Here is a 12,332-nt window from a genome sequence, read left to right as displayed (position 1 = left end):
GAGAAGTTAAATGAAGTCTCGTTGCATCGGTGCGGGCCTGATTGCCTGCGCAATTCTCGCGGCAACGCCCGCTTTGGCCCAGACCAAATGGAATCTGCCGGCGGCCTATCCCGCCGACAATCCGCACTCCGAAAACCTGATCGCTTTCGCCAAGGACGTCGAAGCCGCAACGTCGGGCAAGCTGCAGATCACGGTCCATCCCGGCGCTTCGCTGTTCAAGGCACCCGACATCAAGCGCGCGGTGGTGACCGGGCAGGCGCAGATGGGCGAAGTGCTGCTCTCGATCCACGAGAACGAGGATCCGCTGTTCGGCGTCGACGTCGTGCCGTTCCTGGCAACCAGCTTCCCCGACGCGATGAAGCTGTATCAGGCCTCCAAGCCCGCGATCGCCAAGAAGCTCGATGCGCAGGGTCTCAAGCTGCTGTTCGTCGTGCCGTGGGCGCCGCAAGGCGTCTACGTCAACAAGCCACTCGCCACGATCGAGGACATGAAGGGCCTGAAATGGCGCGCCTATAACGTCGGGACCGCGCGCATCGGCGAACTGGTCGGCGCGCAGTCGGTCACGATCCAGGCTGCTGAACTGCCGCAGGCGCTGGCGACCGGCGTCGTGAACTCCTTCATGTCGTCGGGCGGCACGGGCTACGACGCGAAGGCCTGGGAGTCGCTGAAGTATTTCTATGACGTGCAGGCCTGGATTCCCAAGGACTACACCTTCGTCAACAAGGCCGCGTTCGACGCACTCGACAAGCCGACCCAGGAGGCCATCCTCAAGGCGGCGGCAACGGCGGAAACCCGCGGCTGGAAGGCCTGGCAGGACAAGAGCACCTGGTACCTCGACCAGCTCAAGGCAAAAGGCATGAATGTCGAGCCGCCGAGCCCGGCGCTGAAGGCCGGATTCCAGAAGATCGGCGAACAGCTCACGGCCGACTGGCTCAAGAAGGCCGGCGCCGATGGTCAGGCGATCGTCGACGCCTACAAGAAGATGTGAGCACGGGCCGCCTTCCGTCCAGCGTCTTCCGGCGTTGGCGGAAGCTAGGCGCTCGATCGCGGGGCAGGGTCACCATGCATAGCGCAGCGTGGCCCTGCCGGTATAAGAGCGTACGAGGTCCGACACTTCGCTGTCGAAGTTCGCTGTGGCGGACCAGCCGTTGAGGTCGCGTAGCTCGACTGCAACGCCCGCCAGCGCCGCGTTCGGCGCCAATGACACGCTGCCAGCGACAAATCCCCGGCCCGGCAAGGACTGGAACGCCGCTGGAATCGATTGTCCTGCGTTGAAATCATGGGCCCAGGCGAGCCGTCCGCGCAGGCTCATCACGCTGCCGAACAGCGTGGCGGACGTGCTCGCACGCAGCCCGAGCTCGGTGCGGCTGTCGGTGAAGCTGTTGCTACCGGCCGCCATCGGGAATCTGTCGGCCACGGAGGCCGGCTGCGGCGTATTGGAGGGCAGGCGGAAGTTGGTGATCTGCGCGGCAGCATAGGGTGTGATGCCAAGCCAGCGCGTGGCCAAACGATAACCGCCTTCGAGGCGGCCGGAATAGGCATTGGCATTGACCGCTGCGCTGAGCTGGTCCGTGCCGACCGGGGTGACCTGATAGTCGCCGGTGATGGCCTGCCAGCCGTAAGCGAGCGCGGTCGTGACATAGGCCGGCCCAGCCGCGTGCCTGAGAAAGCCGCCGGCCTGGAACAGGTCGGAGCGACCGCTCGAGAAGTTACTCGCAAAGCCGGTGCCGCCGCCGGCGAGGGCAAACCCCATGCGGGTCTGCGGCGAGAGAGAATAATCGGCCCCGGCCACCGTGCCAAAACTCCGGGTGGCCGATCCGTTGCCGCCGGTCGACACCTGCGAACCGCCAAAACCGGCAGCCCATGTGCGCCAGTGCGGGGCGGCGGGCGAAGGCTTGCCGTAGATCGCGCCATAGGCTTCGCGTCCGATACCGCCATGGGTCCGATCGTTGCCGATATCGGCGTAGGCCGTGAGCTCCGCGTCGACCTCGGCGGGCCCGACGCCGCGCCCATCAATGGCGGGATCGAGCAGGGTCTGTGTGAACTGCGTCATCGCCAGAAACGTGGCCTGTGCCGTCTCGGCCTGCGGCACGCGATCGGCGCTGCCGCCGAAGGCCTGCCGCATGCCGAAGCGTGCCGCGCCGGCAAGTCCGGGCGGTTCGGCATTCCAGCCATAGGCGGGCTGCACGCCGCCACCGCCGCCGTTGCCGAACGACGCCCCCGGCAAACCTGCCGGTTGCGGGCCGCCAAATCCTGTGCCGGAGACATTGTTGTACCCTGGAGCATTCGGACTGCCGGGCCCAAATCCTTGCGTGCCCGCAAATGCGCCGAACTCGCGCATGGCTTGCGCCGCGGCCGCGTTCGGCAGCAGCAGGCAGGCCGCCGATAGCAGCAGCGCCAGACGCACACGCACGTCCGTGCTCACGACACCAACCGCATGAAGCGCCCCAACCGCGCCGGTCGCCAGCCGCGCAGCCCGCACGGCAAATCATCTGGAATCAGCGAATCCGGTGAAGTGGAATCGTAAATGCGTCTCTAACGCTTTCCAATCTTTTCCTGGCGTGTCTCGATGTCGCCGGATGCGCGCAAACGATGTCGGACGAGGCGCGCTTGCCGCGAAGACGTAGTCAATGTTTCCAAATGTGTCTGAGCCGGATCGCCTCAGGCCGAGATCGCCTTCGCCGATCCGACCTCGTTGCGCAGCAGGAATTTCTGGATCTTGCCGGTCGAGGTCTTCGGGATCGGTCCGAACACCACCGCCTTCGGCGTCTTGAAGCCCGACATGTGGCTGCGGCAGAACGCGATGATGTCGGCTTCGCTGGCGCTTGCGCCGTCCTTCAGCTCGACGAAGGCGCAAGGCACTTCGCCCCATTTCGGATCGGGCTTTGCGACCACGGCGGCGAACAGCACGGCCGGGTGCTTGTAGAGGATGTCCTCGACCTCGACGGAAGAGATGTTTTCGCCGCCGGAGATGATGATGTCCTTGCAACGATCCTTGATGATGACGTAGCCATGCTCGTCGAGCACGCCGAGATCGCCGGTGTGAAACCAGCCGCCTTCGAAGGCTTCCTTGGTCGCCTTCTCATTCTTGAGATAGCCCTTCATCACGATGTTGCCGCGGAACATGACCTCGCCGATGGTCTCGCCGTCGCGCGGCACCTCCTGCATGGTCTGCGGATTGATGACGGTGACGTTTTCCTCGAGGGGGTAGGGCACGCCCTGCCGGCGCTTCATGCGCGCGCGTTCAGCAGGCGGCAGCTCGTCCCAGCCGGGCTGCTCGGCGCAGACCGAGGCGGGGCCGTAGACCTCGGTCAGGCCGTAGACATGCGTCAGCTTGATGCCGATGCTTTCGGCGCCTTCCAGCACCGTGACCGGCGGCGCAGCGCCGGCGATCAGGCCGACGACGCGGCGGGCCGCTTTGCCTTTGGGCGCATCGGGCGCGTTGATCAGCGTGTTGTAGACGATCGGCGCGCCGCACATGTGGGTGACGCCGTGGCTCTTGATCAGCTCGAAGATTTTGGTCGGCTCGACCTTGCGCAGGCAGACATTGATGCCGGCGGCGGCCGCGATGGTCCACGGGAAGCACCAGCCGTTGCAGTGGAACATCGGCAGCGTCCAGAGATAGACCGGATGTTGGCCGAGATTGCCGGCGAGAATGTTGCTGACAGCGTTCAGATACGCGCCGCGATGATGGGTGACGACGCCCTTGGGATTGCCTGTCGTGCCCGAGGTGTAGCTTAGCGCGATCGCGTCCCATTCGTCGCTCGGCGTGATCGCCGCGAAGTTAGGATCGCCTTGCGCGACCGCCGCCTCATACTCGATCTCGCCGATGCGGCTGCCGCCCTTGAACGATGCGTCGTCGACGTCGACCACGAGCGGCCTGGGGCCCGTCATCTGCGCAAGCGCGTCGGTGATCACACCCGAGAACTCGGGATCGACCAGGATGATCTTCGCGCCGCCGTGGTCGAGCTGGAACGCGATCGATGGCGCATCGAGGCGGATGTTCAGCGCGTTGAGCACGGCGCCGGTCATGGGCACGGCGAAATGCGCATCGTTCATCGCCGGGATGTTCGGCAGCATCGCAGCGACGGTGTCGCCGACGCCGATCCCCTTGCGCGCGAGCCAGGACGCAAAACGCCTGCAACGCTCATAGGTCTCAGCCCAGGTGAAGCTGCGGCCCTCATAGACCGTGCTGACGTGATCGGGATAGACCGCGGCGCTGCGCGCGAGGAAGCTCAAGGGGCTCAGCGGCACGTAGTTGGCGGGTGTCTTGTCGAGGCCGATATTGTACTGGTTCTGCCGCTCACTCATCGACACTCTCCTCAAAACGCCTCAAAGGAATCCGATCGAAATCCAGGGGAAGATCGCGACGACGATCAATCCCACCAGCAGCGCCAGCAGATAACCCCAGATCGGCCGGATGCCCTCGGCCGGATCGACGCGTCCGATGGCGCAGGCGGCATAATAGCCGACCCCGAACGGCGGTGCGAATAGTCCGATCCCCATGGCGAGGATGATCACCATAGCGTAGTGCACCTCGTGCACGCCGACGGCCCGGGCGATCGGAAACAGCAGCGGTCCGAACAGCACGATCGCCGGGATGCCTTCCAGCACGCTGCCGAGGATGGTGAAGGCCAGGATCGAGACGGCGATGAAGGTCGCAGCTCCCCCCGGCAATCCGGTCATGGCCGCGGCCAGCGAGCGCGAGAAGCCTGATTGGGTAAGGCCCCAGGCCATGCCGGTCGCCGTGCCGATGATCAGCAGGATGGCGCCCGACAGCGCCGCGGTCTCGACCAGCATCGGAAGCAGCCGTCGCCAGTCGAACCGGCGATAGACCAGGAGGCCGACCAGGGCGCCATAGACGATGCCGATGGTGGAGACCTCGGTTGCGGTCGCGATGCCCTCGACCACAGCGTAGCGGATCACGAACGGCAGCGCGAGCGCGGGCAGGGCGACGATGAACGTTTTGCCGATCTCGCTGCCCGTGGCGCGGCGGACATGGCTCATGTCCTCGTGGCGGTAGCGCCACCACACCAGCAAGCAGAGCGTGATCGCGAGCACGACGCCGGGCAAGAGTCCGCCGGTGAACAGCGCAGCGATCGACACGCCCGTCACCGAGCCGATCGTGATCAGCACGAGGCTCGGCGGAATGGTCTCGGTTTGGGCGCCGGTCGCCGCCAGAAGCGCGACGAGGTCGCCGGGCTTGGCGCCGCGCTGCTTCATCTCCGGAAACAGCACAGGGGCAACCGCCGCCATGTCGGCGGCCTTGGCGCCTGATATGCCGGAGACCAGATACATAGCGCCGACCAGAACGTAGTGCAGGCCGCCGCGGACATGGCCGAGCAGGCTGGCCAGGAACGCCACCATGGCCCGCGCCATGCCGGTCATCTCGATCAGCAGCCCCAGGAACACGAACAGCGGCACCGAGAGCAGGATGAGGTGGCTCATGCCCTCGTCCATCCGCCCGACCAGCACCATCACGGGCGTACGCGTGGTCAGCGCGAGATAGCCGAAGATCGCAAGGCCAAAGCCGAACGCAATGGGAACGCCGGCGAAGACGCAGAAGCCGGCGACGCCGACGAAGAAGATCACCAGGTTGAGATTGCCGAGCGGCCGCAAGTAAGACTCCGCCAGCCAGAACAGGCCGATCACAACGGCAACGGAGATGACGGCGGCAGCCACCATCCGCCAATCGGCCGCGCGCAGCAGCCGCAGCAAGGCAAACGCCGCCATCAGGCCGATGCCGGCCGGCAGCGCGGCGGCGCGCCACAAATTGGAGATCTGGAGCGCCGGCGTCGTGATGTAACTTTCCTCATAGGCGTAGTCGCAGGCGGGCCAGACGATCAGGACCAGAAAGGCCAGGGCCGCACAGGTCGCGACCAGATCGAGATAGGCCCGCATGGCCGGCCGCGCGCTGGCGACGATTGCGGTCATGCGCATGTGCTCGGAGCGGCGGAATGCGACCGCCGCGCCCAGCATGGCGAGCCACAGGAACAGGATCGAGGCGAGCTCGTCCGACCAGATCAGCGGCCGGTGCAAGCCGTAGCGCGCGACCACGCCGGCAAACAGGATCACGACCTCGGCGACGACCAGGATCGCCGCCGGGATTTCGACGACCAGACCGAGCACGCGCTCGAGCGAAGCCAGCAGCGAAGGTCGGCGAGGGGACTGCAACGCCGCCTCGCCCACCACTCCGGTCACCTCGACCTCGACATGAGCCATGATGGCCCCAACGCGTTACGACAGCTTGCCGACGGCCTTTTCCAGGAGGTCCCAGGCCTGATCGCCATACTTGCCCTTCCACTCGGCATAGAAGCCGGCGGTGCGCAGCTTGTCGCGGAACGGCGCCACGGCCGGCTGATTGAAGGTCAGACCCTTGCCTGCGAGCTCTTGCTGCAAATTGGCATTGAGCTTGGCGGTGTCCTCACGCTCCTTGACCGCAGCGGCGTTAATGTTCTTGGCGACGATTGTGCGCACATCCTGCGGCAGCTTTTCCCAGGCTCTGCGGTTGGCCAGGAACCAGAAGCCGTCCCACATGTGGTTGGTCAGCGAGCAGTATTTCTGCACCTCGTAGAGCTTGGCGGTCGAGATGATCGCCAGCGGATTCTCCTGGCCTTCGACGATCTTGGTCTGCAGCGCGGAATACACCTCGCTGAAATTAATCGAGGCGGGCGCCGCGTCGAACGCCTTGAACATCGAGGTCCATAGCGGCGACACCGGCACGCGGATCTTGAAACCCTTGAGGTCATCAGGGCCGGTGATCGGCTTGGTCGACGACGTGGTCTGGCGGAAGCCGTTATCCCAGATCTTGTCCATGACCTCGAGGCCGGCCTTCTTGATCTCGCCGCGGACGAAGCCGCCGAGGTCGCCATCCATGGCCTTCCAGACCGTGTCGTAGTCCGGGAATGCGAAGCCGATGCCGTTGATGGACGCGGCCGGCACCAGGGTCGACAGGATCAGGCCCGACAGCGTGAAGAACTCGACGCCGCCGGAGCGGATCTGGCTCAGCATGTCGGTGTCGGACCCGAGCTGGTTGTTCGGGAAGATCTGGAGGTCGAACTTGCCGTTGGTCTCGCTCTTGATCGCAGCTGCCATCTCCTTGGCGCGCACATTCAGCGGATGGGTGTCGGGCAGGTTATTGGCGTACTTGTAGATGAACTCGGCGCTCTCTGCGCGGGCCACATGGGGCGCACTGAGGCCGCCCAGGACCGCGGTCGCGGCGGAGGCCTTGAGAAGCGTGCGTCGGGAAAAGCTCATGGGTCTGCTTCCTCGGAAGGTTTGTTGTTGTTCTGAGACGCAAACCTATACGGACGGAAGGCCTGAAGGTCATCTGCGATCTCGCGAGGCCTCGCTTATTGCAGCCGGACAAGGTCCCGGCAATATCGGCTTTCGGAGACATCGAGCCGATTCAAAATCTGAAAAACAACCCCATGCGCAGTAGCCGTAAGGAGCCAGGCCGACGGTCGAGGCGCAAACCGACAACCGGGCCTAAGCGAAGGTGCTGTGACAGAAATTCTCCCTAAATAATTGATCTGATTGTAGATAAATATATTCCATAATATACCTTATGCGAATTACGGATTAGGCGTGAGGTGGATCGGCCGGCCGGCCGCTTGAGCCATTAGGAACCCTCCTTCCAGCCCACATCTGGAGCTAACCGACCATCCGGCGGTTAACTCGGAGTCGCGGACAGGAGTCCAGGTAAGATCAAATCAGCGGTGACCCGGAGGTCCGTCATGCAGGAAACTGTTGCTCGTGCCGCCTCGCGCGCCATTCCGTTCGATACCGCCAAGCTCGACCGTCTCATGGAGGCGGCTGGCCTCGACGTCCTGATCGCGACTTCCAAGCACAACGTCCAATACTTGCTGGGGGCCGAACGGGCGATCTTCTTCGACTACATGGATGCCTTGGGTGTCAGCCGCTATCTGCCGGTGCTGGTCTATGCCAAGGGCGCTCCGGAGAAGTCGATCTATGTCGGGCACCGGCTGGAAACCCACCAGCGCACCGTCGCGCCGCCTTGGGTGCCGTTGGTCCGGACCGAATCGAATGGCTCAATGGACGCCGTCCAGCGCGCCGCAGAGCTGATCCGTCAGGCAGGCGTGCCCTCGAAGCGGGTCGGGGTCGAGATGCCGTTCATGCCGATGGATGCAGGAAAGGTGCTGGCCGACGCCCTGCCCGGCGCCGAGCTCAAGGACGCGGTGGTGGTGCTGGAGCGGCTGCGAGCAGTCAAATCGGCGGAGGAATTGGCGAAGTTGAAGACGGCGTCCGAGCTCGTCATTGCATCCATGTTGGCAGTGATCCGTGGTCACGGTCGGGGTACGACCAAACAGCAATTGTCGGATGCGTTGCGCCTTGCGGAAGCCAACCGCGGCCTGACCTTCGAGTATTGCCTGCTTGCCTGCGGCAGCAGCCATAATCGGGCGCCGTCATCGCAGCGCTGGGAGCAAGGTGAGGTGTTGTCGCTGGATTCCGGTGGCAATTATCGCGGCTATATCGGCGACGTCGCGCGCATGGCGGTCCTGGGCGAGCCGGATGCCGAGTTGAAGGACTATCTGGCCGAGATCGAGGCGGTCCAGCGAGCCGCCTTTGCTGCGGTCAGGCCGGGCGCGATGGGCGGCGACATCTATGTTGCGGCCGAGCGCCAGCTTGCGCAGATCACCCAACGCGACTGCACGGATTTCCTCGCCCACGGCATGGGCCTCGTCAGCCACGAGGCCCCTCGCCTGACCGCAACGGGTCCGGTTCCCTACGACGACGGCGACGCCCGCCGCCCTCTCGAAACCGGCATGGTGATCTCAATCGAGACCACGATGAAGCATCCAAAGCGCGGCTTCATCAAGCTCGAGGATACGGTTGCCGTGACGGATAGCGGCTACCAGATTTTCGGCGAAGGTGGACGCGGGTGGAATTTGGGCCGGAACGCCGCCGCCTAAACGGCGCAGCTGAACCCGCTGTGAGCGGCGGGCTGCCTCTAATCCATCGCGAGTGATCGCAGCCAGGCCAGTCTTGAGATCGCCCGCTCGGCGAGCTGCTGCAGGCGTTCGAGATCGGCGGCGTCGGTCGACCGCTCGGCGCCATCGAGGTAGCCGTCGACGAGCGCTTCGGCGATCTCGAGTGGGCCTTTGCGTTCCATGGATGCCGGAAAGCTCCCGACGCCAGCGGCAGCATCGGCTATCTCGATCGCCTGTTGGCGAATGTCCCGGATCCGGACCGCCGCCGGCCCGCTCAGGCGTTGTTCCATGTCGCCGAGTTGCGCAATCAGGCGACGCTCCAGGCTCTGCGCATCGATTTGCGGCGGCCGGGGCGAAGTCGGTGCCTCGGCGCGGCTCCGGTCGTGCTCATGATGATAAGCGCGCCGCCTCTCCTTCCGCAGCGTGGCGACGTGGCCGAGCTCCTCCTTGGCCATCGCCTCGGACGCCTTCTTGACCTCGGGATCATGCGAGTAGGCTGCCAGATAGGACCAGAAGGCGAAGGCGCGCTCCTCGTTGCGGACCGCCATGGCGAGCGCGCGGTACGGCGTCATCAATCGTGACGTCTTCACCTCGGCCGCAGCTTCCGGAGCGAGTGCTTCCGGTGCCTCCCAGCGCACCATGGCGGAATCCGGGACCTTGCCGCGGCGCGATTGCGACCATTGCGTCACACTGTCCACGTGCTCGCGCTCGGCGGCGGCGAGCCGCGTGAACACCTCCGCCAGATCATCCTTGCCCTGCCCGCGCATCTCTTCAGCAAGAGAATCGTATTTTTTGGCCGCTTCCTGCTCCATTGCATGAGCTAGCGCAAAGAGCTCGTCGAGTGACTCCAGTACACCGACGGGCTCAGCAATGAGCAATGAAGTGCGCAAGAGCGGCATGGCGAGGGTTCCCGGTGCAAACGTATGATCTGGTTCCGCGAGGGAACAAATATTTTGGTCCAGCTTGACAGATGTCGACGTGTGCGACGAGTGTGGCACGTCAGCGGCGACAAATCATCGAAGAAGAATCACAAGACACACGCGATCCGGTTGGATCGCGCAGATGGCATTTGAATCGACATGTCGAAGCGACCCGATAACGATATCGCCTTCGCGAGGCGTGCAACGTTAGCGCTCGCCGGCTTGCTGCTAATCTGTCTGACATATATTTCGCCCGCGTGCGCCGCCGGTGACTTGCCGACATACCTGCCGAAGATCACCCCCGCGGACTTTTTCCCGGGAGCGGATCGCTTCGGCCCCCCGCAAGGCGATCCGCCGATCGCGCCAGTGTACCGCGGCGACCAGCTGCAGGGGTTCGTCTTCCTCAACTCCGATTTCGCGAATTCTGTCGGCTACTCGGGCAAACCGATCCACCTGTTGGCTGGGATCGACCCGAAGGGTGTCATCACCGGCATCAAGCTGGTCGATCACAAGGAGCCGATCGTGCTGGTAGGCATTCCGGAAGCCCGTATCGTGGCTGCCGTGAACTCGCTGATCGGCAAGGACATGAAGCCGGTCGCAAGCGGTGCCGAGCGGCCGCCGCAGGTCGACATCGTGAGCGGCGCAACCGTCACCGTGCTGGTGATGGGCGACAGTATCGTTCGCGCGGCGTCCAAGATCATCCGAGGCGGTCGCGTTGGTGGCGGCGACGGCGCGGCGGTTTCCGCAGCCCTGCCCCCCGTCATCAAGACGCTCGATCTCGAACACAGCGAAGTCCGAGACTGGGAGGGTCTCGTCGGCGACGGGTCGATACGCCGGCTTCATCTCAGCATCGGCGACATCAACGATGCCTTTGCGAAATCCGGGAGCGCGGCGGCGAGCCAGTATCCCGAGCCAGGTGAGGCCGGCGACACCTTCATCGACCTCTACGTCGCGCTCGTGAGCGCGCCCACGATCGGCCGCAGCCTGCTCGGCGAGGACGGCTATCGACGGCTGAAGGACGGTTTGAAGCCGGGGCAGCAGGCGATCGTCGTCGCCGGCAACGGAGCCTACTCCTTCAAGGGCTCGGCCTATGTCCGCGGCGGCATCTTCGATCGCGTCGAGATCCTGCAGGAAGGCAACAGCACTCGCTTCCGCGACCGCAACCACACTCGCCTTGGCGCACTGGACGCGGTCGGCGCGCCCGAGTTCAAAGAAATCGGCCTGTTCGTCACCCCTCCCGAGTTCACTCTCGATCCGACACAGCCGTGGCAGCTTCAGCTGCTGGTGCAGCGCAGCCTCGGCGGCCGCGACAAGGCATTCCTGACCTTCGACCTCGGCTACGCCCTACCCGACAGCTACATACGCCGCGAGCAGCGCACGGTGACAGTGCCGGAGAACGCGGCGCCACCGGCTTCGCAGGCAACGACTGCGGCCGCACCGCCCGCGGAGGCAGATGAGCCGCTTTGGATGCGGATCTGGCGGTCGAGCACTGTCTCGATCGGCATCACCGCATTCATGCTGGCCGCCCTCACCGGCATCTTCTTCTTCCAGAACCTGCTCGTGCGCCGCCCGGTATTGTACACTTGGGTGCGGCGGGGCTATCTCGTCCTCGTCCTGGTTTGGCTTGGCTGGTACGCCAACGCGCAGCTCTCCGTCGTCAACGTCGTCACCTTCACCAATGCGCTGGTGACGGGCTTCCGCTGGGAGTTCTTCCTCGCCGCACCGCTGATCTTCATTCTATGGGCCGCGACGGCCGGCGGGCTTCTGTTCTGGGGCCGCGGCCCGTTCTGCGGCTGGCTGTGTCCTTTTGGCGCGCTCCAGGAGCTGACCAACACGGCCGCCAAATGGCTGAAGGTCCCGCAGATAACCGTGCCGTGGGGATTGCACGAACGGCTATGGCCGATCAAGTACATCATCTTCCTCGGCCTGTTCGGCCTGTCGCTTTACTCCGTCGATATGGCCGAGCGATTTGCCGAGGTCGAACCGTTCAAGACGGCCATCATCCTGAAGTTTTCGCGGAGTTGGCCCTTCGTGGCCTACGCTGTCGCCCTGCTCGTCATCGGCCTGTTCATCGAACGGTTCTTCTGCCGCTACTTGTGCCCGCTCGGTGCCGCACTCGCGATCCCCGGCCGCATCCGCACCTTCGAATGGTTGCGGCGCTGGCAGGAATGCGGCTCGCCCTGTCAGCGATGCGCCAAGGAATGCCCGGTGCAGTCGATCCATCCCGAGGGGCACATCAACGTCAATGAGTGCATCTACTGCATGCACTGCCAGGAACTCTATTACGACGATCACCGCTGCCCGCACATGATCCAGGTGCGGCTCAAGCGCGAGAAGTTCGCGGCGATGTCCTCGCCCACGATGCGCTCAGGCAAGGGTCCCGCGACCGTCATCACCGCCGGCGGCAAACCTGTTGGCGCTTCACCCACCATCTCTCCACCCCCTAACTGAACCGAAGCCG

8 protein-coding genes are annotated in these 12,332 nt (G+C 64.4%); 3 read left to right on the top strand and 5 right to left on the bottom strand.

Annotated features, from left to right (window positions below):
• Nucleotides 1-10: 10 nt before the first annotated feature.
• Nucleotides 11-988 (top strand): TRAP transporter substrate-binding protein, encoded by a 978-nt coding sequence (locus UNPA324_RS04225; RefSeq protein ID WP_128921780.1) that lies wholly within the window; start codon nt 11-13, stop codon nt 986-988.
• Nucleotides 989-1,057: 69 nt separating this feature from the next.
• Here the strand turns inward: UNPA324_RS04225 and UNPA324_RS04220 are convergent, their stop codons facing one another.
• From UNPA324_RS04220 to UNPA324_RS04205, 4 genes are all read right to left on the bottom strand, one after another.
• Complete coding sequence (locus tag UNPA324_RS04220) at nt 1,058-2,413, bottom strand: autotransporter outer membrane beta-barrel domain-containing protein (protein ID WP_141933659.1); 1,356 nt, start codon at nt 2,411-2,413, stop codon at nt 1,058-1,060.
• 248 nt (nt 2,414-2,661) lie between these two features.
• Complete coding sequence (locus tag UNPA324_RS04215) at nt 2,662-4,311, bottom strand: acyl-CoA synthetase (protein WP_181769287.1); 1,650 nt, start codon at nt 4,309-4,311, stop codon at nt 2,662-2,664.
• A gap of 21 nt (nt 4,312-4,332) precedes the next feature.
• Nucleotides 4,333-6,222 carry a TRAP transporter large permease gene (locus UNPA324_RS04210; RefSeq protein WP_141933656.1) on the bottom strand — a complete coding sequence of 630 codons (1,890 nt, stop codon included), beginning with the start codon at nt 6,220-6,222 and terminating at the stop codon, nt 4,333-4,335.
• Nucleotides 6,223-6,237: 15 nt separating this feature from the next.
• Nucleotides 6,238-7,257: a TRAP transporter substrate-binding protein gene (locus UNPA324_RS04205; RefSeq protein ID WP_128921784.1), complete on the bottom strand. Its 1,020-nt coding sequence runs from the start codon at nt 7,255-7,257 to the stop codon at nt 6,238-6,240.
• Between the two features lie 479 nt (nt 7,258-7,736).
• On the opposite strand from UNPA324_RS04205, the gene UNPA324_RS04200 reads away from it, so the two are divergent.
• Entirely contained in the window at nt 7,737-8,933 is a 1,197-nt protein-coding gene (locus UNPA324_RS04200; protein WP_141933654.1) for a M24 family metallopeptidase, read from the top strand.
• Between the two features lie 38 nt (nt 8,934-8,971).
• Here UNPA324_RS04200 and UNPA324_RS04195 read toward each other — a convergent pair whose 3' ends face one another.
• Nucleotides 8,972-9,850, bottom strand: a complete 879-nt coding sequence (locus UNPA324_RS04195) for a ferritin-like domain-containing protein (RefSeq protein ID WP_141933652.1) — start codon at nt 9,848-9,850, stop codon at nt 8,972-8,974.
• Between the two features lie 180 nt (nt 9,851-10,030).
• Here UNPA324_RS04195 and UNPA324_RS04190 point away from each other — a divergent pair, with 180 nt between their 5' ends.
• Nucleotides 10,031-12,322, top strand: a complete 2,292-nt coding sequence (locus tag UNPA324_RS04190; protein WP_128921787.1) for a NosR/NirI family protein — start codon at nt 10,031-10,033, stop codon at nt 12,320-12,322.
• Nucleotides 12,323-12,332: the final 10 nt, after the last annotated feature.

The organism is Bradyrhizobium sp. UNPA324, from assembly GCF_006658635.1.
Classification (GTDB): Bacteria; Pseudomonadota; Alphaproteobacteria; order Rhizobiales; family Xanthobacteraceae; genus Bradyrhizobium; species Bradyrhizobium nanningense.
This window is presented reverse-complemented; position numbering and strand designations above follow the sequence as displayed.